Origin of the sequence: Pectobacterium polonicum, from assembly GCF_005497185.1 — a bacterium.
Lineage (GTDB): Bacteria > Pseudomonadota > Gammaproteobacteria > Enterobacterales > Enterobacteriaceae > Pectobacterium > Pectobacterium polonicum.
Window position 1 is genome coordinate 1 of sequence record NZ_RJTN01000025.1, and the last position, 23896, is coordinate 23896.

24 protein-coding genes and 1 riboswitch are annotated in these 23896 nt (G+C 51.4%); of the genes, 9 read left to right on the forward strand and 15 right to left on the reverse strand.

What is annotated here, in order from left to right:
• Positions 1 to 554 (forward strand): DsbC family protein (locus tag EDI29_RS19445; protein WP_137742189.1); only part of this gene is annotated, 554 nt, incomplete at its 5' end.
• 104 nt (positions 555 to 658) lie between these two features.
• On the opposite strand, the gene EDI29_RS19450 is transcribed toward EDI29_RS19445, so the two are convergent.
• From EDI29_RS19450 to moaA, 6 genes are all read right to left on the reverse strand, one after another.
• Entirely contained in the window at positions 659 to 1366 is a 708-nt protein-coding gene (locus EDI29_RS19450) for a Bax inhibitor-1/YccA family protein (RefSeq protein WP_137742190.1), read from the reverse strand.
• A 112-nt stretch (positions 1367 to 1478) separates the two neighbouring features.
• Positions 1479 to 1931 (reverse strand): molybdopterin synthase catalytic subunit MoaE, encoded by a 453-nt coding sequence (moaE, locus tag EDI29_RS19455; RefSeq protein ID WP_137742191.1) that lies wholly within the window; start codon positions 1929 to 1931, stop codon positions 1479 to 1481.
• A gap of 2 nt (positions 1932 to 1933) precedes the next feature.
• Positions 1934 to 2179: a molybdopterin synthase sulfur carrier subunit gene (gene moaD, locus EDI29_RS19460; RefSeq protein WP_137742192.1), complete on the reverse strand. Its 246-nt coding sequence runs from the start codon at positions 2177 to 2179 to the stop codon at positions 1934 to 1936.
• On the reverse strand, positions 2176 to 2670 hold the full coding sequence (gene moaC / locus EDI29_RS19465; RefSeq protein ID WP_137742193.1) for a cyclic pyranopterin monophosphate synthase MoaC: 495 nt from the start codon (positions 2668 to 2670) through the stop codon (positions 2176 to 2178). Before moaC ends, moaD begins: the two co-directional genes overlap by 4 nt.
• A gap of 18 nt (positions 2671 to 2688) precedes the next feature.
• Positions 2689 to 3207 carry a molybdenum cofactor biosynthesis protein B gene (moaB, locus tag EDI29_RS19470; protein ID WP_137742194.1) on the reverse strand — a complete coding sequence of 173 codons (519 nt, stop codon included), beginning with the start codon at positions 3205 to 3207 and terminating at the stop codon, positions 2689 to 2691.
• A gap of 34 nt (positions 3208 to 3241) precedes the next feature.
• Positions 3242 to 4231, reverse strand: a complete 990-nt coding sequence (gene moaA / locus EDI29_RS19475) for a GTP 3',8-cyclase MoaA (protein WP_167494538.1) — start codon at positions 4229 to 4231, stop codon at positions 3242 to 3244.
• Positions 4219 to 4367: riboswitch (molybdenum cofactor riboswitch) on the reverse strand. Its footprint overlaps the gene before it by 13 nt.
• 423 nt (positions 4368 to 4790) lie before the next feature.
• On the opposite strand from moaA, the gene yvcK reads away from it, so the two are divergent.
• Positions 4791 to 5699: a uridine diphosphate-N-acetylglucosamine-binding protein YvcK gene (yvcK, locus tag EDI29_RS19480; protein ID WP_137742195.1), complete on the forward strand. Its 909-nt coding sequence runs from the start codon at positions 4791 to 4793 to the stop codon at positions 5697 to 5699.
• 5 nt (positions 5700 to 5704) lie between these two features.
• Here yvcK and EDI29_RS19485 read toward each other — a convergent pair whose 3' ends face one another.
• The 3 genes from EDI29_RS19485 to uvrB form a co-directional block, all read right to left on the reverse strand.
• A complete protein-coding gene (locus EDI29_RS19485; RefSeq protein WP_137742196.1) occupies positions 5705 to 6280 on the reverse strand; it encodes a hypothetical protein in 576 nt (191 codons plus the stop codon).
• Positions 6281 to 6408: 128 nt separating this feature from the next.
• A complete protein-coding gene (locus EDI29_RS19490; protein ID WP_137742233.1) occupies positions 6409 to 6840 on the reverse strand; it encodes a VOC family protein in 432 nt (143 codons plus the stop codon).
• 28 nt (positions 6841 to 6868) lie between these two features.
• A complete protein-coding gene (gene uvrB, locus EDI29_RS19495) occupies positions 6869 to 8881 on the reverse strand; it encodes an excinuclease ABC subunit UvrB (protein WP_137742197.1) in 2013 nt (670 codons plus the stop codon).
• A 1779-nt stretch (positions 8882 to 10660) separates the two neighbouring features.
• On the opposite strand from uvrB, the gene EDI29_RS19500 reads away from it, so the two are divergent.
• Entirely contained in the window at positions 10661 to 11434 is a 774-nt protein-coding gene (locus EDI29_RS19500) for a hypothetical protein (protein ID WP_137742198.1), read from the forward strand.
• Positions 11435 to 11540: 106 nt separating this feature from the next.
• On the opposite strand, the gene bioD is transcribed toward EDI29_RS19500, so the two are convergent.
• The 4 genes from bioD to bioB are packed head-to-tail and all read right to left on the reverse strand — an operon-like array spanning position 11541 to position 15178.
• Positions 11541 to 12221 carry a dethiobiotin synthase gene (bioD, locus tag EDI29_RS19505; RefSeq protein WP_137742199.1) on the reverse strand — a complete coding sequence of 227 codons (681 nt, stop codon included), beginning with the start codon at positions 12219 to 12221 and terminating at the stop codon, positions 11541 to 11543.
• Complete coding sequence (gene bioC / locus EDI29_RS19510) at positions 12214 to 12975, reverse strand: malonyl-ACP O-methyltransferase BioC (RefSeq protein WP_137742200.1); 762 nt, start codon at positions 12973 to 12975, stop codon at positions 12214 to 12216. Before bioC ends, bioD begins: the two co-directional genes overlap by 8 nt.
• A complete protein-coding gene (gene bioF, locus EDI29_RS19515) occupies positions 12956 to 14113 on the reverse strand; it encodes an 8-amino-7-oxononanoate synthase (protein WP_137742201.1) in 1158 nt (385 codons plus the stop codon). The genes bioC and bioF overlap by 20 nt, the downstream gene beginning before the upstream one ends.
• Positions 14114 to 14140: 27 nt before the next feature.
• The gene (gene bioB / locus EDI29_RS19520; protein ID WP_137742202.1) at positions 14141 to 15178 is read right to left on the reverse strand and encodes a biotin synthase BioB; all 1038 of its coding nucleotides are present in this window, start codon (positions 15176 to 15178) and stop codon (positions 14141 to 14143) included.
• A gap of 95 nt (positions 15179 to 15273) precedes the next feature.
• Between bioB and bioA the strand changes: the two genes are divergently transcribed.
• From bioA to EDI29_RS19550, 6 genes are all read left to right on the forward strand, one after another.
• Entirely contained in the window at positions 15274 to 16578 is a 1305-nt protein-coding gene (gene bioA / locus EDI29_RS19525; RefSeq protein WP_137742203.1) for an adenosylmethionine--8-amino-7-oxononanoate transaminase, read from the forward strand.
• A gap of 277 nt (positions 16579 to 16855) precedes the next feature.
• Complete coding sequence (locus tag EDI29_RS19530) at positions 16856 to 17650, forward strand: GH12 family glycosyl hydrolase domain-containing protein (protein ID WP_137742204.1); 795 nt, start codon at positions 16856 to 16858, stop codon at positions 17648 to 17650.
• 214 nt (positions 17651 to 17864) lie between these two features.
• On the forward strand, positions 17865 to 18272 hold the full coding sequence (locus EDI29_RS19535; RefSeq protein WP_137742205.1) for a CidA/LrgA family protein: 408 nt from the start codon (positions 17865 to 17867) through the stop codon (positions 18270 to 18272).
• Positions 18272 to 18967 (forward strand): CidB/LrgB family autolysis modulator, encoded by a 696-nt coding sequence (locus EDI29_RS19540; RefSeq protein ID WP_137742206.1) that lies wholly within the window; start codon positions 18272 to 18274, stop codon positions 18965 to 18967. Before EDI29_RS19535 ends, EDI29_RS19540 begins: the two co-directional genes overlap by 1 nt.
• A 173-nt stretch (positions 18968 to 19140) precedes the next feature.
• Positions 19141 to 20031, forward strand: a complete 891-nt coding sequence (gene cdd / locus EDI29_RS19545; RefSeq protein WP_137742207.1) for a cytidine deaminase — start codon at positions 19141 to 19143, stop codon at positions 20029 to 20031.
• Between the two features lie 209 nt (positions 20032 to 20240).
• Positions 20241 to 21938, forward strand: coding sequence for an NAD-dependent malic enzyme (locus tag EDI29_RS19550; RefSeq protein ID WP_107167899.1), 1698 nt, complete (start codon positions 20241 to 20243; stop codon positions 21936 to 21938).
• Positions 21939 to 21992: 54 nt separating this feature from the next.
• Here EDI29_RS19550 and gsiD read toward each other — a convergent pair whose 3' ends face one another.
• Together gsiD and gsiC are read right to left on the reverse strand one after the other, a co-directional pair.
• A complete protein-coding gene (gene gsiD, locus EDI29_RS19555) occupies positions 21993 to 22898 on the reverse strand; it encodes a glutathione ABC transporter permease GsiD (protein WP_137742208.1) in 906 nt (301 codons plus the stop codon).
• A 9-nt stretch (positions 22899 to 22907) separates the two neighbouring features.
• On the reverse strand, positions 22908 to 23828 hold the full coding sequence (gene gsiC, locus EDI29_RS19560; protein WP_137742209.1) for a glutathione ABC transporter permease GsiC: 921 nt from the start codon (positions 23826 to 23828) through the stop codon (positions 22908 to 22910).
• Positions 23829 to 23896 lie beyond the last annotated feature (68 nt).

The following is a 23896-nucleotide window of genomic DNA, read 5'->3' on the forward strand; positions in this document are numbered from 1 at the left end:
AAGTAAAACTTGGGAAAAACATCATCTACACCGATATAGATGTTAATTATTATATAGCCGGCCATATCATTAATGCAAAAACCCTTTTAAATTACACAAATGAAAAATTATTAGAGGCCAGCAAAGCCGAGATCGAGACACTTCCATTAGATCTAGCAATAAAAAAAACTAAAGGTGATGGTTCAAGAAAAATCTTTATTTTTGAAGATCCCAACTGTGGATACTGCAAACTTTTAAGAAAGAAAATAAAAGATATTGACAATGTAACAATATATACATTTATGTATAACATACTAAGCGATAGCTCGTGGACACTCTCCAGAAATATCTTATGCGCAAAGCATCCCGATATTGCTTTTGAGGATTGGATGATAAATGGTAAACATCCAGAAACCGCCACGCCTGACTGCAAAGATCCCAACAAAATTGTTTACGCACTAGGCAAGAAGATGAATATTAGCGGAACACCCACTATTTTCTTTTTAGATGGAAGCAGCCAACAAGGTGTGATGGAAATAGACACGCTGGAGAAAAAATGGGCAAGCATAAAATAGCTCAATACAAACGTTGCGGCTAGACACAACACGTGTTCCAGCAACATACCCGAAGCAGAGGGTGACCGTCTATTTCGGGTATGTAATTATGTAATAGCGACAGGTTAACGACGGTTACCGAAAATACGTAGCAGCATCAGGAACAGGTTGATGAAATCGAGGTACAAGGTCAATGCGCCGACGATGGAGTATTTGCGGAAACTGTCTTTATCATCAACAGACAGCTGCTCGCCGATATTTTTCAGCTTCTGGGTGTCATACGCCGTCAGGCCGACAAACACCACCACACCAATATAGGTTACGGCCCACATCAGCGCTTCGCTTTTTAGCCACAGGTTCACCAGCGAAGCCAGAATAATCCCGATCAGCGCCATGAACAACATGCTGCCAAAACCGCTCAAATCACGCTTGGTGGTGTAGCCGTACAGGCTCATCGCCCCGAACATCCCCGCCGTAATCACAAACGTACTGGCGATGGACTCCGTAGAATAAACGGCAAAAATACTGGAGAGCGTCAGCCCTGTCAGCGCGGAATAAAGCATGAACAGCGAGGTAGCAACCGTGCCGCTCAGACGCTGCACCATGCCAGAAATCACAAACACCAGCCCCAGTTGAGCAATGATCAACCCGAAGAAAGTGATTTGACTGGAAAAAACAAAATCAAATACCGCTGGCGTATTCGCCGCGTACCAGGAGACGAACGCCGTCAACAGCAGGCCACAGCCCATCCAGCCATAAACCTGTGCCATATAGGCCTGGAGACCAGACTGCGAGCGTTCAACGATTGAACCCGAGCGTGGATATCTGTCCATGATGTTACCTTTGCATAAAGTTATCTGATTAACGCGGCGCGAACCGCCTGATTGGGGGATCGAGACTACATATTCTCTCCCCACCATCCTTTTATCCTAACACAGAAATGGACTACCAGCGCTGCGCAGCCTGTTTATCACTGTCGCGTGATTCCACCCAGTGTTCACCTTCCGGCGTCGCTTCCCGCTTCCAGAACGGCGCGCGCGTTTTCAGATAATCCATGATGAACTGGGCAGCATCGAACGCCGCGCTGCGGTGGGCGGCGCTGACGCCGACAAATACAATTTCATCGCCCGGATAGAGTGCACCTACCCGATGGATCACGCTCACACGCGGCAGTTCCCAACGTTCGCGTGCCAGCTCGACAATCTCCGCCAGCGCCTTTTCCGTCATGCCGGGATAATGTTCCAGCGTCAACGCACTAACATTTTTTGCCAGATTGTGATTACGCACCTTACCGGTAAACGTCACCACCGCGCCGTCTTCATCACACTGCGCCAGCCACTGATATTCATCACCTACGTTGAAGTTCTCTTCACCGACCTGAATGCGTGTTTCTGCCACGATCAACCTCCCGTTACCGGTGGGAAAAACGCCACTTCATCGCCATCCTGTAGTGGGTGCGACAGTTCAACCAGTGATTGATTCACCGCAGCCAGTAGCTTGCCGGATTCCAGCGCCAGCGCCCAGCGCGCGCCGCGTTGGCATAACGCCTGTCGCACGTCGTCTACGGTGGCATACTCAGCGGGCAGCGACAGGCTGTCTGTCTCGATCAGTTCACGAACTTGTGCAAAAAACAGAATCGTAATCATGCTCCCTCCGCCGTAAAGTCGCCAGATTTGCCGCCACTTTTCGCCAGCAGGCGCACCGGACCAATCACCATATCCTTCTGTACGGCCTTGCACATGTCATAGATGGTCAATGCGGCAACAGAGGCAGCCGTCAGCGCTTCCATCTCCACGCCGGTTTTCCCCGTCAGGCGACATACAGATTCGATGCGAACCCGGTTGTGTTCCGGCTGCGCCTCCAGCTCGACAGCAACTTTGCTCAACAGCAGCGGGTGGCAGAGCGGAATCAGTTCCCATGTGCGTTTTGCAGCCTGAATTCCGGCGATGCGTGCGGTAGCGAACACATCCCCTTTATGGTGGCTGCCGGCAATAATCATTGCCAGCGTCTGCGGTGCCATTTCAACGAAGGCTTCCGCACGCGCTTCGCGCACGGTTTCAACTTTGGCGGAAACATCCACCATTGCGGCTTCACCAGCGGCGTTAATGTGGGTCAATTGTGGCTTAGATGATGGCATAGTGAATAAGGCTTACCGTTAAGAGAATTTTTTCACGTGTGGGTAGAAATTACACGGCTTCTGGCGCGCATCCAGCTGTTCCTGAATGATGCGTTCCCATGCTGTGCGACAGGCGCGTGTCGAACCCGGCATCGCAAAAATCACCGTCTGGTTAGCCAGACCGGCAAGCGCACGGGATTGCAGTGTTGCCGTACCAATATCTTCATACGACACCATGCGAAACAGTTCGCCGAAACCTTCAATTTCCCGATCGAACAAGACGCTAATAGCTTCTGGCACCACATCCCCCGCCGTAAAGCCCGTCCCGCCATTAATCAGAATGCCCTGCACCTCATCGCTGGCAATCCACGCCGAGATCTGTGCTCGAATCTGGTACAGGTTCTCTTTCACGATGGCGCTGGCGACAATGCGGTGCCCTGTAGACTGTGCCGCTTCGCGCAGATAGTCGCCGGAGGTATCGTCTTCTGTCGTACGACGTTCAGAGACGGTCAGTACCGCAAGATTGAGAGAAACGAATTCGCTGCTGACTTTGCTCATGTCAGGTTCCTTTAAGAATCAGTGATGTCGCGGATTAACCGCCGATAAATGACAGATTTTGCGTCATGCCACTATTGCCTTCATGCAGGAAGTGGGTCTGCTTCTTCGTCGACAACCCGCCCGAGATGCGCATTTTCAAATCATCAAGATGACGATCGTCAGCCAGCAAATCGCGCAGCGGAATGCCCTGTTCGCCAAAGAGGCATAGATGCAGATTACCCACGGCGGAGACGCGCAGGCGGTTGCAGCTCAGGCAGAAATCTTTCTCATACGGCATGATCAGCCCGATTTCACCCTGATAATCAGGATGACAGAATACCTGGGCTGGACCGTCGCTGCGTGCGCGTTGTTGTTGTTGCCAGCCTTGTTGCAGTAGTTGCTGGCGGATCACCTCACCGGAAACGTGATGGCGACGAAAGAGATCCCCCCCTTCACCGGTTTCCATCAGTTCAATAAAGCGGAGTTGAATCGGACGGTGTTTAATCCAGTCGAGAAAAGTTTGCAGGCTGCCCGCGTTCACATCGCGCATCAACACGGTATTGACCTTTACCTTGGCAAAGCCACAGTCAAAGGCCGCATCAATACCGTCCATCACCTGGCGGAATTTATCCTGCCCGGTAATCGCATGAAACTGGCGTGCATCAAGGCTGTCGACGCTCACGTTCAGCGCCGTTAGCCCGGCATCACGCCATTGAGCAACGTCACGAGCCAAACGATAACCGTTGGTGGTTACCGCCAGCGTACGAATCGCGGGGTTTTCACGGATCGCCGCAATGATATCGACGAAATCGCGACGCAGAGACGGTTCACCACCGGTGAGGCGGACTTTTTCCGTCCCTAATTCGGCAAAGGCGCGGCTGACGCGACGAATCTCATCGAGTGACAAAAAACGATGTGGATTCGTGCCATTGGCCTGATAACCACCCGGCAGACAGTAGGTACAGCGAAAATTGCAGACGTCTGTGATAGACAGACGCAAATAGTAAAACTTGCGCGCAAACGCATCAGTCAGTTGACTCACCATAAACACCTTTCCAAATACGGGAGATGCAGGCATTTCTACCTCGCACCCTGGTGACCGCGAAGGCCACGGCCAAAGCACCGTATCACGCGCACTACGCGCATCACTTAGGCACCAAGGCTAGGAGTTTGATTCTCATCGTTTATCCGTTAAGCCGCAGCGGAATAACCGACAAAGAACCGTGATTTCATTGAGCAGTCTACTGCGAAAAAGCACAGCTAACCACTCTCAAAATCGGTATATAAATAAATATATAACGTATTTTCAATATCTTATGTTGCACAGCATACGGAAAAATACACGACAGAAATTGTCTTAGGTCATGCCTGAGTGAGGATTTTTCGCGTTTTAAGGTGAAATCAGCTACCTTAGCGACAATTCTTATACCGTAAATAATTCGAGTTTCAGGACACACGTTAACGTTTGAACAACGTAGAGCGTTGGCCCGCCAGGGCGAGGCACACGCGAGTGGGCCGAGTAGCGCAGCCAACGCACATGCAACTTGAAGTATGACGGGTATACGCGTTATTCATATTCCTCTGGCTCATTCATAAGGTTTTCTATGCGCAATCGCACGTTGGCCGACCTCGACAGGGTTGTCGCACTCGGAGGCGGGCACGGTTTAGGTCGTGTGATGTCTTCGCTCTCTTCCCTTGGTTCACGGCTAACCGGCATTGTCACGACGACAGATAACGGCGGTTCTACCGGCCGCATCCGTCGCTCTGAAGGCGGCATTGCCTGGGGCGATACCCGCAACTGTCTGAATCAACTGATTACGACGCCCAGCGTGGCATCCGCCATGTTTGAATACCGGTTTAACGGTAACGGTGAACTGGCCGGACACAATCTGGGTAATCTGATGCTAAAAGCGCTCGACCACCTGAGCGTGCGTCCGCTAGAAGCTATCAACCTGATTCGCAATCTGCTCAAGGTAGATGCTTTTTTAATTCCGATGTCCGAGCATCCTGTCGACTTAATGGCGATTGATGAACAGGGCAACCCTGTTTATGGCGAAGTTGAGATCGATCAGTTGTCAGCCTTACCGCAAGATTTGCAACTCTACCCGACCGTACCGGCAACGCGCGAGGCCATTGACGCCATCGCACAAGCCGATCTCATTTTGATCGGCCCCGGCAGTTTCCTGACCAGCCTCATGCCGCTACTGTTGTTGGAGGATCTGACACAAGCGCTCCGCCGCACACCTGCGCCTATGGTGTACATTGGCAACCTAGGTAGTGAACAAAGCAACCCAGCAGCCCGCTTGACGCTGGCGCAGAAATTGTCCTGGATCGAACACAAAGTGGGAAAACCGGTGGTGGATGCCGTCATCGTCGGTCCGAAAGTCGATGTCAGCCAGATTCATGACCGTCTGGTTATACAGCAGGCACTGGCCGCAGATGATGTGCCACACCATCACGACCGCGAACTGCTGCGTCAAGCCATAGATGTCGTGCTGCAAAGACTGGGATAGGCTGACTACTTCAGGATTTTGGGGCTTTCACAGCGTTCCATGTTCACCCACGTTGGAGTATTCATACTGATGAACGGGCGATATTCCTCGTATATTTTGGCAGCCTGAGCACGGCTGCCAATCTCATGCAGAATTGCCTCAGCCTGAAAATAGCGTTTCAACATATCGGCGTCATTGCACGGTGGAAGATGAGCAAGGTTTACGCCTAAATCAGAAAATTTACTCATGAGCGCGGAAAGTTCATCACGCACCTTGTTGATTCTCAGCTCTGGAGCCAGCGAATTGGCCGAAAGTAAGACTGCTTTCTCACGTTGCTCAAGCAGCCCTTCACGCTCAGCTAGTTGTCGAATCTGGCTATTAAGTGCCTCTTCGCGCATTGCTAACTGCTGTTCACGAACATCCACAACCGAGGTTTGCTTCACCAACGCGAGTTCCCTTTCACGAATTTGATTAAGCTGCTCATTGCGATAATCCTCAAACTGCATTTTTTGCTGATAGTTGTATATCGTCCAGCCAGACAGCGCCGCAACAACAATAAGAAATGTTTTGGCGTTATTTCTGATTAATTCCCTATCAATCATCCCTTAAAACCTCGTCTTGCTTCAGGAGTCAGCCGTTCCCAGATGACGTTAGCGATCGCCGTATTTTCTCACGATCCCCCTGACAATGAGGTATCGCATCAAAAAGAGAGCCTCAATCGTGGCTCCCTTCAATCCCGCAGCCACGGCGTATAAGTCACGCCAATCAGCATTCCCTCGGGGCTCAGAAAGCGAGTAACCTGCTGTCCCCAAGGTTCAAGACGGTTATCGACCAGCAGCGCATAGCCCTGCACTTTCAACGCCGCTGTCGCTTCCGCCATATCCGCTACTTCAAATTCCAGCCAGCTTTGCGGTTCAGGAACATTTGCAGGCCAATTTCCCTGTCCGAAACAGGATTCACTGGCCTGTGACAGCGGCCACAGGGCAAAATGCTTCACGCCACCCAGCACATCACTCACCAGATAGTCACTTCCTTCCGCTACCGGTTTCAGCGGTAACTTCAGCGTATCGACATAGAGTGCATGGCTGGCAGATAGTGATTTCACGATCGGCCCAAAACCTGCCACAAACAGCACCTCAACACCCGGTATAGTCTGATCCATCATTGCTCCTTAGTGAGCGCTTGCATCGTTAGGATACAGCGATAAATTGTGCGCGCAGTGCCTGCACTTCATCGCGCAGGGCGGCAGCCTCTTCAAATTCAAGATTCTGCGCGTGCGTCAACATCTTGCTTTCCAGCTCGCGAATTTTCAGCTCCAGCGCCTTCGGCGTCATGAGTTCATAACGCGCTGCGGGTTCCGCGGCTTTACGATTGCCTCGTCCTTTGCCTTTACTCGCCGACTGGCCCAGTTGCAGAATATCGGAAATTTTCTTATTAATTCCCTGCGGTACAATCCCGTGCTCTGTGTTGTACGCTTCCTGCTTCTCACGACGCCGCTCTGTTTCGCCAATCGCTTTCGCCATTGACGCGGTAATTCTGTCACCGTAAAGAATAGCCTTGCCGCGCAGATTACGCGCCGCACGGCCAATCGTCTGGATTAGGGAGCGTTCGGAGCGCAGGAAGCCCTCCTTATCAGCATCCAGAATCGCCACCAGCGACACTTCTGGCATATCTAGCCCTTCACGCAACAGGTTGATACCAACCAGCACGTCAAACTCGCCCAGGCGCAAATCACGGATGATTTCCACACGTTCGACAGTATCAATATCCGAATGCAGATAACGCACGCGCTCGCCGTGTTCTTCCAGATATTCCGTCAGATCTTCCGCCATTCGCTTGGTCAGCGTCGTCACCAGCACGCGTTCGTTAATCGCCGCACGCAGGCGAATCTCGGAAAGCAGGTCGTCCACCTGTGTTGCGACAGGCCGAACCTCGATGAGCGGATCGAGCAATCCTGTGGGGCGCACCACCTGATCGATCACTTCACCGCCCGATTTTTCCAGTTCATAGTTACCCGGCGTCGCAGACACATAGATCGTCTGCGGTGCCAGCGCTTCAAATTCTTCAAACTTCATCGGTCGGTTATCCAGCGCCGAAGGCAGCCGGAAGCCGTATTCAACCAACGTCTCTTTACGCGCACGGTCACCGCGATACATACCGCCTATCTGCGGTACGGTAACGTGGGATTCATCAATAACCAGCAGCCCATCCGCAGGAAGGTAGTCAAACAGCGTCGGTGGCGGCTCACCGGGGCCACGACCTGAAAGATAGCGTGAGTAGTTTTCGATACCGGAGCAGTATCCCAGTTCGTTCATCATCTCCAGATCAAACTGCGTGCGCTGGCTCAGTCGCTGCTCTTCCACCAGCTTATCATTCGCCAGTAGCACCTTTCTGCGATCGGCAAGCTCAACTTTGATGTCTTCCATCGCCTGCAAAATACGCTCACGCGGCGTTACATAGTGCGTTTTGGGGTAGATGGTATAGCGCGGCACCGTTTGGAGGACATGCCCTGTCAGCGGGTCAAACAGCGACAGTCGTTCCACCTCTTCATCGAACAATTCAACGCGCAACGCGATTTCGTCAGACTCCGCAGGGAAGATATCGATCACTTCACCACGTACGCGAAACGTCCCACGCTGAAATGCCTGATCGTTGCGGGCATATTGTAATTCTGCCAGACGCCGCAAAATAGCGCGCTGGTCGATCAACATCCCCTGCGTCAAATGCAGCATCATTTTCAGATATAAGTCAGGATCGCCCAGGCCATAGATCGCGGAGACCGAAGCTACGACGATCACATCACGCCGTTCCAGCAGCGCTTTTGTCGCGGAAAGGCGCATCTGTTCGATATGTTCGTTAACCGACGCATCTTTCTCAATAAAGGTGTCTGAGCTTGGGACGTAGGCCTCTGGCTGATAGTAGTCATAGTAAGAAACGAAATACTCGACGGCATTATCAGGGAAGAATTCTTTCATTTCGCCGTACAGCTGCGCTGCCAGCGTTTTATTCGGCGCCAGCATCATCGTCGGTCGATTGAGGTCGGCAATCACATTGGCTATTGTGAACGTCTTACCTGAACCCGTTACCCCGAGCAGTGTTTGGTGCGCCAGGCCGTCTTCCAGGCCCTCCTTTAAACGACGAATGGCTTCGGGCTGATCGCCTGCCGGTTTAAAGTCGGAATTCAGTGTAAATACTTTACTCATCGTTAAGCACGCTACTTATCGTTATTGCTCATCGCTAAATACGATGTTCGTGGGTTGGATGCACAAAGGCAGGTAAAAGACACAGACTGACGATCTCTGGCACGGCAATGATGTCGTCAGGAGTGCAGCGACACTCTCACTACATGTGGCGCACGATGCTTTATTCTGAATGCCAATGATGAAATTTGCCACCGCCATGATACTGGATATAAAAACAGCATCAAGAAAATTATCGCTGGATTGGATGATTAATCGACAAATTAATTTGCTAGCACATTCATCTTTAATCTACCAGATAAAATCATCATGATTTATCCCCAGATTAGGTAAAGATGTAACATACCAGGATGACCAGTGACGTTAATTTATGCAACTACACGCCGTTGATGTTCAAGACGCTTGATTTTACTTAACCATATGATAATAAATAGATTAACAAAACCGTGGAGAATAGCGTCAACCCAGCGAGAACCCGCGCCAGCTCTCGCTTAGGACGCGTTGTCTATCCATAATACACATAGTTATCCACAGAAATGGTGGATAACTCCCACAACCCCGTATCAGCCCTGAGTTAGAGAAACACCCGCTTCATTCGCGCTCCCTTCTGATATGGATTTTCTTCACACTCTTTCTGTGATTTATCGCATAAGTATTAGACAGAAAAAGACTAAAAAAAGAAAAAGACGCAATCGCAATAATTCAGGCACACCAGGGGTTCAGAGAAAAACACAAGAAGGTTTTAACTATTAATAATCAAAAAAATCAGGTTTAACACTCATTAAGTCAACCACACCAGGAACCATAGCATCTGTTGCTACTTCTAAAAGAGCTGAGGCACCTCAACATGGTTCTTGCCCCACCCGCCTTTTTCTCCACCTCACCACGAGCAGGCGGGTAAAGCCCTCTTCATCATACCAAAACAACTTCACGCCCCTCACGTAAAGACACCCATTTTATTTTTCAATCAGAAGTATTTTTTAGAGATCACAATGTTCATCTTTCAAAAAATGTTTAGAAAAGCCCACCCTCTGTTATCTTATAATTAAATAACCATATGAAAATATTGTATTTTACTTAATTTTACAATTATTTTATCTATATTATAAATGATTCAAGTGGCAGGAGGTCAGCACTCGAATTCATTCAGATAAGTGATTCTGGTGAGTGAATACCGATAACACACATACAACTTGAGAATACACAGGGATATACCCGTAATACTTCAAGCCGCAGGTGCGTTGGCTGCGTTCACTCACCCGAATCACTTACCTGAGTAAGCTCATCGGGACTCCCTCTCTTGCCGCCTTCCTGCAACTCGAATTATTTGGGGGATATAAGAAAATCCACATATCGATAAATTAAATAAACAAAGGAGAAATTACATATGCGCCATTGTATTAAAATAATTATTACATCATTTCTTCTCAGTATTGCAATGCAATCTATTTCCTATGCTAATGACCGAACTCATTACACTATCCTCGATGAGATAAAATCCCCTTCAGCAAAAAACAATGCCATTCATAACCTTTTAATGAATGGGAAGTCGGCCAGTGAAAATATAAAACAAGTGGCAGCTAGCCCATATTGTATAGATAGATACGTTAACTGTATGCAGGGGGAAGGGCACGTTCCAGGTCGGGTATACGGAACGAGTCAATGTGCCGACTGCTTACGTTTTTGCGATGTTAATAAATATTGGCCACCGGCATGTATTTGATCATGTCAGCTAATTTTAGTATAAAACACCTTGAATGAATTTTAACGGATTGTGGTCAGATGACAACAGCTAAATATCTCATATTAGATTACCTTTTATATGTTTCACTATATCAATACGTACAAAAAAACAACATACACTATATTAACTATTGTTTTACCTATGCCACCCCCGATAGCCAATTCAATGGAATAAATATCATTCCTTACATAAGTTTGTTAGCTGAAAGAAAAAAATTAGCCAATGCCTTGTGCAATATTTCGGATGTTCATTGCAACAACGAGAATCTGGTAATTATTTTCAACACTAACTCATCGCAACAGAAATTGTTAGCATATGAAATATGCTATTTTGCCAAACAAAATAACATAGAAAACAAAATTTCCATATTAGACATTAACGACTTACCACGCGAACCTGCCTATCAAAGCACGGATTTATATTATAAAGATATTTACCTTCAACTGGACACATTAAGGAAGCGTAATATTTCCGATAAGGAGATAAAAAGAATAGCGCATTCCATCGAAAACATGTACATCAATGGGAATATCGTCATTCACTATAATCGTGAATTAAGATCAATCCCAATAAATATCATCGATAACTACATACTTTCCTCACTATCCCCAAACTATGAGTCAATTTTGTTACTCACTGCTAATGTTATTAGCCGATTACTGAATGATGGATATGAAGGAGTCGGAGATTTAGTTATTATGTCAAGGATACATTATCTATCGAGCATTAAAGCAGCACATTATAATGCCAAACTCACCAAAATTAACGCCTTTAATTTATTAGTCAAATCCATTAACAATAAGCCGTGCTAAGCGCCCATCCCAAAAGGGATTATCGTATAATGTACTACGATAATATGGAAGGGCGAAGCGAGTATTTAAGGGCAGCCAACGCGCAAACAGCTTGAAGTATAACGGTCTACCTATCTAATAATTCAATATCAATATACTGCCCCAGATCATGTTGATGGAGAACCGATAAATAAGGAATTTCACCCAGCATCGGTGCAGGCAAGCGCTGTTGCAACGTTTGTAGATACGGCTGATGCCATTTTCCTGGCGGCATGATGTCGTTAGCGATCCAGCCACCAAGGTGCAAACCTGCATGTTGAATAGCATGGGCAGTAAGCATCGCATGGTTAATGCAGCCCAATTTGATACCAACGACCAAAATCACAGGAAGCTGTTCCTGCCCCACCCAGTCGGCAAACGTATCCTGTTCCGACAGCGGCGTAAACCACCCGCCCGCGCCTTCGACCAGTACCCAATCAGCCTGAGCTTCTAATGCACGTAACCCTGCCGACAACGCCGAAAGATGAATCGGCCGCTGCTCCACCGCACTGATAATATGCGGTGACGTCGGTTCCATAAACGCCAGCGGGTTCACCATCGGGTAATCAAGATGGATACGGCTATTGGCCTGAAGCGCCAGCGCGTCGCTGTTGCGAACGCCATCAGCCGTCATTTCACAGCCGGACGCCACGGGTTTATAGCCTGCGGTGCGGTATCCGGCCTGATTCGCAGCCTGAAGTAGCGCTGTACTGGCGACCGTTTTCCCGACTTCGGTATCCGTGCCCGTCACAAACCAGCGCTCAATCACGATAAATCACTCCATAAACCAGTTGATAGCTGAGCGGGTAGCCGCCCTGTTCTTGCGGATAATGGGCAGACAGCGCCGTCAGACGCGCACGGCTCAATAGCCCCGGCGCACGCCCGTCGTGCAACCAGGTCGCACCAATCCCCTTCAGCGATTTCATCAACGCCAATACGTCTGGGAAAAAGCAGACCTCACGTTCTTGAACCACATAATGGCGATAAGGCTGACAGGCTGCTTCGATAGCGGAGAGCGACAGAAAGCGATTCGTCCGCTGCGTACCGTCCAGCCGCTGCCACGCCTGCGACAGTTCGCTTAAGGAGCCGTCTGCCAGCGTGGCAAACGCAATAATGCCTCCCGGCCGCGTCACTCGGTACAGCTCGGCCAGCGCACGCGGTAACGAGTTACACCACTGCACAGCCAGATTGCTGTAACTGATATCCACACAGCGATCCGCCAGCGGCAGGTTTTCGATATCCCCTTCCTGATAACGGTCAGCAGCGTGCCGCTCGCGCGCCTGTGCGAGCATCGCCGCCGACAAATCCAGCGCAGTCACATTTTTACCAGCCTGACGCCAGTAACGACTGAAGTGTCCTGTCCCACAGCCCGCATCCAACACCTGTAAACCACTATGCGCAGGCATCAGCGCCAACAAACGTTCTCCGCTAGTACGTTGCAGTTCGGCAAATTGGTCATAGCCCCCCGCCGCGCGCCCAAACGCCAGCGCAATCGCCTGTTTGTTATAGTTTTCTGTCAGCATGGTGCAACACCGTAAGCAAGCGGCTGATATCTTCCGGCTGATGTTCCGCCGTCAGCGTAATCCGCAGACGCGCACTGCCAGGCGGCACCGTCGGCGGCCGCATCGCGCTAACCCACACGCCCTGTTCACGCAGGTGGCTCATCAATGCCAGCGCCCGCGCATTCTCACCGACAATCAGCGGTTGAATCGCACTCTGTGAATCCATCAGTTGGTATGACGAGTTGGAAAAACCCGCACGAAACTGCGCGATATTACGCTGTAGCGCATCACGCCGCGCATCACCCTGCCGAACGCAATTGACTGCCGCGTTCAGCGCACAGGCCTGTGCCGCTGGCATCGACGTGCTGTAAATCAAATGACGGGCAAATTGCAGGAAATACTCGGCCAATGGCTCTGCACACAGCACCGCCGCACCGCTGACGCCAAATGCTTTGCCGAACGTGACGATCAGCAGCTCTGGTTTAACACCTTGCTGCCAGCAACTTCCACGTCCTTCATCACCCAGCACGCCAATGCCGTGCGCGTCATCCACCATCAGCCAGGCATGGTGCACCCGGCATTGGGTCTGCAATGCTGACAGCGGTGCGGTGTCGCCATCCATGCTAAACACGCCTTCGGTCACCACCAGCGTCTGACCATCCGTAGGTTTCTCCAGCAGCGCTTGCAGGCTATCAGCCTGATTGTGTTTAAAGCGCCGCAGCGTCGCCGGTGACTGTGCGGCCGCCTCCAGCAATGAAGCATGGCTGAGTTTATCGGCAAAAATCCGGTCTTCCGCCTGTGCCAACGCGGCCACCACGGCCTGATTCGCGGCATAGCCGGAAATAAACAGCAGCGCACGCGGGTAACCCAGCCAGTCGGCCAGTTGGTTTTCCAGCGCGGCATGCGCATCGGTATACCCCGTCACATGCCCGGAACCGCCGCTGCCAATACCGTATTGCTCTGCGCCCAACTGCCAGGCACGCACAATCTCGGGATGATGACTCAACCCCAGATAATCGTTACTGGAAAAATTCAGATAGCAGCGATCGCCCTGCATCAGCCAGCGTCCGCTACCGCCTTGATTAGCCAGCCGCACGCGATAAGCATCATCATGCTGACGCTGTACCAACGCGGCTTCAATACGTTGCTGCCAGCTCATGATTCAGCACCTTTTATTCCGCACGCGTTATACCGCAGCATTATAAAACTGCTCGCTATCCGCGTTAATCAGCTGTTCCGTCAAGCGCTGCTGCTGTTGATTGTCCCCAAATTCGGTTCCTGTCTGCTGTGGGTTCAGGCCTAACTTGAGGAACAGCGCCAGATCCTTATCTTCTTTCGGATTTGGCGTCGTTAAGAGTTTGCAGCCGTAGAAAATGGAGTTCGCCCCCGCCATAAAACACATCGCCTGCGTCTGTTCACTCATCTGCTCGCGTCCGGCAGACAGGCGCACATAGGAAGCCGGCATCATGATGCGCGCTACGGCAATGGTACGAATAAAGTCAAACGGATCGACATCCTCGTTATCCGCCAGCGGCGTGCCTTTCACCTTAACCAGCATGTTGATCGGCACACTTTCCGGTGGCGTCGGCAGGTTAGCCAGTTGCACCAGCAGCCCAGCGCGATCGCGTACCGTTTCACCCAGCCCGACAATGCCGCCCGAGCAGACTTTAATGCCCGCACCGCGCACTTTATCCAGCGTATCCAGACGTTCCTGATACGTGCGGGTAGTGATGATGCTGCCGTAAAACTCCGGCGAGGTATCAAGGTTATGGTTATAGAAATCCAGCCCGGCAGAAGCCAGACGTTCAGCCTGATCGTTGTGCAGCGTTCCCAGCGTCATGCAGGTTTCCATCCCCATCGCTTTAACGCCTTGCACCATCTGTTCCAGATACGGCATGTCGCGCTCATGTGGGTTTTTCCACGCCGCGCCCATACAAAAGCGCGTCGATCCCGCGGCTTTCGCCTGACGGGCAGAATCCAACACCTGTTCGACCTGCATTAGACGTTCAGTATCAATCCCTGTCCGATAGCGGGAACTCTGTGGACAGTATTTACAGTCCTCAGGGCAGGAGCCGGTCTTTATCGACAGTAACGTACTGACCTGCACCTGACGGGGATCAAAATGCTGACGGTGGATCTGCTGTGCTTCAAACATCAGTTCCAGAAATGGTTTATTAAATAAGTCTTGCGCTTGCTCAAGCGTCCAGTAAATGCGGCTAGCCATCTCGGCATCTCCAAACTAAAAACGTTTCGCCAGTGTAAATTAACCCGATATACTGTCAACCAAATAGAATCCATTTTAGTTTACGAAAGATCATCATGAGCCCGGACGACATCACTTTTGATCAACGCCATATTTGGCATCCCTACACGTCAATGACTACGCCTCTGCCGTGCTATCCCGTCGTATCAGCCAGCGGCGTCGAGCTGCAACTGGATGACGGGCGTCGCCTGATTGATGGAATGTCATCGTGGTGGGCAGCCATTCACGGTTACAACCATCCGGTCATCAACCTGGCGGTACAGACTCAGCTCAGCCAGATGTCACATGTGATGTTCGGCGGGATCACCCATCCGGCAGCAGTGGCGCTGTGTCGTCAGTTGGTAGACATCACGCCGGACACGCTGGAATGCGTGTTTCTGGCGGACTCCGGCTCGGTGGCCGTCGAAGTGGCGATGAAAATGGCACTACAGTATTGGCAAGCGCGCGGTGCAGCCCGCCAGCGCTTCCTCACTCTGCGTCATGGCTATCACGGTGACACCTTCGGGGCGATGTCCGTGTGCGATCCACAGAACTCGATGCACAGTCTGTATCAGGGCTATCTGCCTGCTCACCTGTTTGTCGATGCGCCGCCCTGTGCTGCTATCAACGAAGGCGGTTTTGCCGACGAGTGGCAGGAAGCCGATATCGCGCCATTACAGGCGATGCTGTCGGCGCACGCTGATGAGATCGCCGCCGTCATTCTGGAGCCCATCGTGCAGGGCGCAGGTGGAATGCGTTTTTACCATCCGGCCTACCTGCGGCGGGTACGGGAACTGTGCGACCAGTGGGGCATTTTGCTGATTGCCGATGAAATCGCGACCGGATTTGGCCGCACCGGCAAACTGTTTGCCTGCGAACACGCGGGAATTTCACCCGACATTATGTGTCTGGGAAAAGCGCTTACCGGCGGCTATATGACGCTCTCTGCCACGCTGACCACCCGGATAGTCGCGGAAACCATCAGCAACGGTGCGGCAGGCTGTTTTATGCACGGCCCCACATTTATGGGTAATCCGCTCGCCTGCGCGGCGGCCAGCGCCAGCCTGTCGCTACTGGCGGAGAACCGCTGGCAACAGCAAGTACAGCAGATTGAGCGGCAGCTGCGAGAAGCGCTACAACCCTGTGCGGATTCTCCGCTGGTGACAGACGTTCGCGTGCTGGGTGCTATCGGCGTGGTGGAAACGCAGCGTCCGGTCAATATGGCGCGGCTACAGCGTTTCTTCGTCGAGCGCGGCGTGTGGATTCGACCGTTTGGTCGCCTTATTTATCTGATGCCACCGTTTATCATTCAGCCTGATGAACTGCGTAAGCTGACCGACGCCGTCTGTGCGGCCATCCGTGATGAACAGTTATTTGACTAACCGGTAAATCAAGGCGCACGCACTCGTGCGCCGCAAAACATGTCCTCTATTTTCATCTCACATGATAACCATTCATTACCGCTCTTATAATTATTCACACGAATAAGATTTTCATTTTATTCATGAGTAATGATTTGAATTACTCTGACGTTCAATGAAATAACAACAAACTGTTAAGCACGCCACAGTTTATATTTAATCAGCCATAGACACTGACTAAATACGTGCTAAATTTCAGAATGAAACATCCCTGGCATATATTAAAAGGAGATTTATTATGCTTATTATGAATATCCGTCCGCCGCGTCCTTTCCGCACATTACTACCCGTACTATTGTCTGCTTTATTACTCTCTCCATTCACCGCTTCTGCGGTCAGTTCCTCCAAAGACGCCGACAAACTCTATTTTGAGAATAATAAATATTATGTATTCAATAACGTCTGGGGAAAAGATGAAGTAAAAGGATGGCAGCAAACGGTTTTCTATAACAGCCCAACCAGCATGGGGTGGAACTGGCATTGGCCAAGTAGCTCCTCCAGCGTTAAAGCTTACCCATCGCTGGTGAGCGGTTGGCACTGGACGGCGGGCTATACGGCAAATAGCGGCTTGCCGATAAAATTATCCAGTAATAAAAGTATTACCAGTAACGTCACCTATTCCATCAAATCTACTGGCACTTACAACGCAGCTTATGACATTTGGTTCCACACCACCGACAAAGCCAGTTGGGATTCTACCCCTACCGATGAATTAATGATCTGGCTAAATAATACTAACGCAGGCCCGGCGGGTGATTATATTGAAACAGTTTTCCTCGGTGGCAGCAGTTGGAACGTATTCAAAGGCTGGATCAACGCCGGTAATGGCAAAGGGTGGAATGTCTTTTCCTTTGTTCGTACCTCCAATACCAACAACGCATCGCTTAATATTCGCCATTTCACCAACTATCTGGTGGGAACCAAGAAATGGATGAGCAATACAAAATATATCAGTAGCGTTGAATTCGGCACCGAGATCTTTGGCGGTGATGGGCAGATTGACATCACCAAGTGGAGCGTAGACGTAAAATAACGTTTCTGTCGTTTCGACCTTTTCCGGCTCACCCCCATGCAGGTGCGGGGTTGAGCCGAATTTATCTCATTGGCTTCTCGATGCATTTCAGCCCGGACAGATGTCGTTCATCCTTTAGGCAGATTCACCTTCCCCCCACAACAAAATTCGTGAGCTGTGGCACGTAAATTTCATTAGCGTTATGATAATCCCCTCGGCTAATCAGGAATGTCCCATGCGTAATACGTTCATCATTTGCTGGCAGTATTTACGCGCTTTCGCATTGATTTATCTCTGCCTGTTGGCAGGCAATGCGGTATCCGCGTTACTTCCGTTCACTATCCCCGGCAGTATCATCGGTATGCTGGTTTTGTTCACCCTGCTCTGTTCGCAGATCCTGCCCGCACAGTGGGTGAAACCGGGCTGTCATCTTCTCATTCGTCACATGGCGCTGCTGTTCGTCCCTATCGGCGTCGGCGTGATGAATTATTACGATCTGGTCAGCCAACAGTTTGGCCCCATCGTCGTTTCCTGTCTGATCAGTACCTTTATAGTGATGTTGGTTGTCGGTTTTAGTACCCAGATTATGCAGCGTGAACGAACCCTGGCCAGCGATCGCACGCCCCCGAAGGATAACGAATAATGTTCAGCTACTTATGGTGGTCATTGCCGCTTACTCTGCTGGTTTTTTTCGCCGCACGTAAGCTGGCCGTACTGACCAGACTTTCGCTATTGAACCCACTGCTGGTGTCGATGGCGATTATTATTCCGCTGCTGCTGGTATTGAAGATTCCCTACGAGCACTATTTTCAGGGCAGCAAAGTCCTTAACGACCTGCTGCAACCGGCGGTGGTCGCGCTGGCGTTTCCGCTTTATGAGCAGTTGCATCAAATTCGCGCGCGCTGGAAATCAATCATCAGCGTGTGCTTCATCGGTAGCCTGACCGCCATTATCTCCGGCACGCTGGTGGCGCTGTGGATGGGCGCCTCGCCAGAAATTGCCGCCTCAATACTGCCGAAATCCGTCACTACGCCTATTGCGATGGCGGTAGCCAGCTCGATTGGCGGGATTCCGGCTATCAGCGCCGTCTGTGTAATTTTTGTCGGCATCCTCGGTGCGGTCTTAGGCCACAGCCTGTTCGAGCGTGTGGGGATCAAAACCAAAGCCGCACGCGGTTTGTCGATGGGCACCGCTTCGCACGCACTCGGTACGGCGCGCTGCGCAGAGGTCGATTATCAGGAAGGGGCGTTCAGTTCACTGGCGCTCGTTATCTGTGGGATCATTACCTCGCTGATTGCACCGCTGGTGTTCCCCGTCCTCTTGCATCTCATGGGCTGAATTTAGCGGGGACGGTGCCTATCACGCAGCGTTCCCGCGATAAAATTGAGATACATCTCGCATTTAAGGATTAAGTTGCAGTCATTTCATTCAATAAAGAGATTTTTATCACAATTTATTGCTACTCTGCTTTCTAACATGACGTCATTGACGGGTAAAAAGAGTAAGCCGATATGCATCCACGATTCGAAAACGCCTTCCAGCAATTACCTGCCAGTCTGCAAACCGCGATCGGTCCCTTGATCGATAAACCGGATTTCGCGGCGATGCTAACCGCTGATGACGTAAAGGCAGTCTGCAAGGCCAGCCAATTAGACACCGATGCGTTGGCCTTTGCGCTATTACCGCTGGCAGCCGCCTGCGCACAAGCCCCCATCTCGCATTTTCAGGTTGGTGCGATTGCGCAAGGGCTCAGTGGAAATTTCTACTTTGGCGCGAACATGGAGTTCACCGCCGTTCAGCTTCAACAAACAGTTCACGCAGAACAAAGTGCCGTCAGCCACGCCTGGCTACGCAATGAACGTGGATTGCGGGCGGTGACCGTGAACTACACGCCATGCGGCCACTGTCGCCAGTTTATGAATGAATTGCGCAATGCGGCATCGCTGTGCATTCAACTGCCGGGTCGCCAGCCTGCGGTGCTTAGCCACTATCTGCCCGATGCCTTTGGCCCCGTCGATCTAAACATCGATACCCTGCTGATGGATGACATCAACCACGGCGCGACATTGCAGAATGTGAATGCGCTGGCGCGTCATGCACTGGATGCCGCTAACCGTAGCCATGCACCTTACAGCAAAGCGATCAGCGGCATTGCGCTGGAAACCACGAGTGGCAACCTCTATACCGGTCGCTATGCAGAAAATGCGGCGTTCAACCCCAGCCTGCCGCCCTTACAGGCCGCGTTAAATCTGATGAACCTGGCAGGTGACGATCCTTGCACCATTACACATGCCGCCGTCGTTGAACGCCGTAATGCTGCTGTCAGCCACTGGGCGATCTCACAAATCATGCTAGCCGAACTGGGTTGCACCGACGTTGAGCACCACTTTATTGAGGAATAAGGGCTGCGATAAACGCAAAAAATCAGCGACGTAAAGCTGAAAAAAGAGAGGTGAATCGATAAAGCCTGTATTTCGGCTAATATGCAAGCCATCTGTAACTATTTTAATTAACATTTCCTGTACATATTTTCTGGGTAATTTAAGATTCGCAGCAGTTTCTCATCGACACCACCTGAGTTTCTTTTTTGCTATCCGAAGAGTAAAAAGCCATGGAATTAGAATACGAAAGCAAACGCCCTCTCTATATCCCCTACGCTGGTCCAATCTTGCTTGAATTCCCCTTGCTGAATAAAGGCAGCGCGTTTACCGAAGAAGAGCGTGCTGATTTTAACCTTGCAGGTCTGCTGCCAGAAGCCGTTGAAACTATCGAAGAACAGGCTGAACGCGCCTGGCGCCAGTATCAGGAATTCAAACACGATATTGAAAAACACGTTTACCTGCGCAACATTCAGGATACTAACGAAACGCTGTTCTACCGTCTGTTAGACGGTCACCTCAGTGAGATGATGCCGATCATCTACACCCCGACCGTTGGCGAAGCCTGTGAACACTTCTCTGATATCTATCGTCGCGCACGCGGTCTGTTTATCTCCTACCCTAACCGCGCACATATCGACGATATGCTGCAAAACGCCACTAAGCAGAACGTAAAAGTCATCGTTGTCACCGACGGTGAACGTATTCTCGGTCTGGGCGATCAGGGTATCGGCGGGATGGGGATTCCAATCGGAAAACTGTCGCTGTATACCGCGTGTGGCGGTATCAGCCCAGCCTACACCCTGCCAGTCGTTCTGGATGTCGGCACCAACAACCCACAACGTCTGAACGATCCGCTGTATATGGGCTGGCGCCATCCGCGCATCACCGACGACGAATACTATGCCTTCGTTGACGAGTTCATTCAGGCCGTGAAACGCCGCTGGCCGAACGTGCTGTTGCAGTTTGAAGACTTCGCACAGAAAAACGCCACACCGTTGCTGAACCGCTATCGTGATGAGATCTGTAGCTTTAACGATGACATTCAGGGCACCGCCGCCGTGGCTATCGGCAGCCTGATTGCCGCCAGCCGCGCGGCAGGTACGCAGTTGCGCGATCAAACGGTCACCTTCCTGGGAGCAGGCTCCGCAGGCTGTGGTATCGCTGAACAAATCGTCGCACAGATGAAATCCGAAGGGCTAAGCGAAGAAGAAGCACGTGCACGCGTCTTTATGGTTGACCGCTTCGGTCTGCTGACGGACAAACTGCCGAACCTGCTCGATTTCCAGAGCAAGCTGGTGCAGAAAAGCGAACTGCTGGCTGATTGGGATTGCAACAGCGACGCGATTTCATTGCTGGAAGTGGTGCGCAATGCCAAACCGACCATCCTGATCGGCGTATCCGGCCAGCCTGGCCTGTTCACGGAAGAAATCATCCGTGAAATGTATAAGCACTGCGCTCGCCCTATCGTGATGCCGCTGTCTAACCCGACATCTCGCGTGGAAGCGCGTCCAGAAGATATCATTCGCTGGACGGAAGGTTCAGCGCTGGTTGCAACCGGTAGCCCGTTCTCTCCGGTTAACTATCAGGATAAAGTCTTCCCTATCGCGCAGTGCAATAACTCCTATATCTTCCCAGGTATCGGATTAGGTGTACTGGCGTCGGGTGCCAAGCGTATCACTGACGGTATGTTGATGGCTGCCAGCCGCGCGTTAGCTGACTGCTCGCCGCTGGCGAATAACGGCGAAGGCGCTCTGCTGCCGGATCTGTCCGATATCCAGCAGGTGTCCAAGCGTATCGCACTGGAAGTGGGTAAAGCCGCACAGCTGCAAGGCGTGGCCGTCGTCACCTCTGCTGATGCCTTGCAGAAAGCGATTGACCATAACTTCTGGCAGCCGCAGTACCGCAGCTATAAACGCACGTCGTTCTAAGCGCTGACGGTTTTACTGCTGAAAAGCGCGGCACTCGTTGTCGCGCTTTTTTATTTAGCTTTTCAATTTCGGGTCAAGCGCGTCGCGCAGACCGTCGCCTAATAGATTAAACGCCAAGACCGTCAGAAAGATAGCCAGACTGGGGAAGATCGCGACATGTGGTGCAATCACCATATCTGACCGCGCCTCATTCAGCATCGCCCCCCACTCCGGCATCGGCGGCTGTGCGCCCAGCCCTAAGAATGACAGGCTGGCTGCCGTGATGATCGACATCCCAATGCGCATCGAGAAAAACACCACGATGGAAGACACTGAACCGGGCAAGATATGCCGAAAGAGGATCGTCCCGTCGCTGGCACCAATACTGCGAGCCGATTCGATATAGGTAAGCTGTTTCAGCACCAGCGTGTTGCCTCGCACCAGGCGGGCGAACGCCGGGATGCTGAAAATCGCGACGGCAACCACCACATTCGCCATCCCACTGCCCATAATCGCCACAACGGCAATCGCCAGCAGAATACCGGGGAAGGCAAACAGCACATCGCCGATGCGCATGATGATGCGGTCCGTCCACCCTTCGTAGTAGCCCGCCAACAGCCCCAGTGTCGTGCCGATAATCATCCCTACCAGCACCGAGAGAATACCCGCAGCCAGCGAGATGCGCGTCCCCATCAGGATTCGACTGAAAATATCACGCCCTAATGAATCGACGCCCAACCAATGTGCCGCAGAGGGGCCTTCGTTCAGGCGTTCATAATCAAAATAGTTCTCGGCATCATAGGGCACCAGATACGGAGCCAGAAACGCGGCGACAATCAGCAGCAGCACAAACAGACCGGCGGCAACCGCTACGCGTTGCTGAAGAAAACGCCGCCAAAATTCACGCCACGGCGTGCGAACGGGTTTATCCCTAATGACAGGGAGCGTCGCCAGCATAGCTTTACGTCGCCAGTGTCTCATTCCCTTTCCTTATTTATAACGAATGGCTGGATTAATCGCGGCATACAGCATGTCAACCAGCAGATTGATCAGAATAAATTCCAGTGAAAACAGCAACACCTCAGCCTGAATCACCGGATAATCGCGCATCTCCACCGCATCCACCAGCAACCGCCCTAAGCCCGGCCAGTTGAACACTTTTTCCACGACAATCGAGCCACCAAGCAAAAAACCAAATTGCAGCCCCATCATGGTGACCACCGGAATCAATGCATTGCGCAGCCCGTGTTTCACTACCACCAGCGATTCGCGCACGCCTTTTGCCCGCGCCGTGCGCATGTAATCTTCCTGCAACACATCAACAAATGACGCTCGGGTAAAACGCGCCATCACCGCCGCGACTGCCGCACCTAACGTCAGGGAAGGCAAGATGTAGTGCAGCCAGGTATCCGCCCCCACCGTTGGCAGCCAGCCTAATTCGACGGAAAAAATCTGCATTAACAGCATGCCGAGCGCAAACGCAGGGAAAGAGAGACCAGATACCGCCAACGTCATGCCGATCCTATCTGGCCAGCCATTGCGCCATACGGCAGACACGATGCCAATCGCCATGCCAAAAATCACCGCCCACACCATGCTACACACCGTCAGCCAAAAGGTCGGCATAAAGCGCATGGCGATCTCTTCGGTGACGGGCCGCTTCGACACGATCGACGTTCCCAGATCCCCTTGCAGGATATTGGTGAAGAAGTGCCAGAACTGGTGCGGCAGCGGTTTATCCAAGCCTAAATCCTGCCGCACCATCTCGATAACGACGGCATCCGCTTCCCGCCCGGCGGCTAAACGCGCCGGATCGCCGGGTAACAGATGAACGAACAGGAACACCAGCACCAGCACCATCAGGAGCGTGGGAATCAGCCCTAGTAGCCGTTTAATAAAATAATTCAGCATGAACGGTTTTCCACAGACATGCGTCAGACTCTCCTATGAGTGGACGAGTATTGACCACTGCGGGTAGC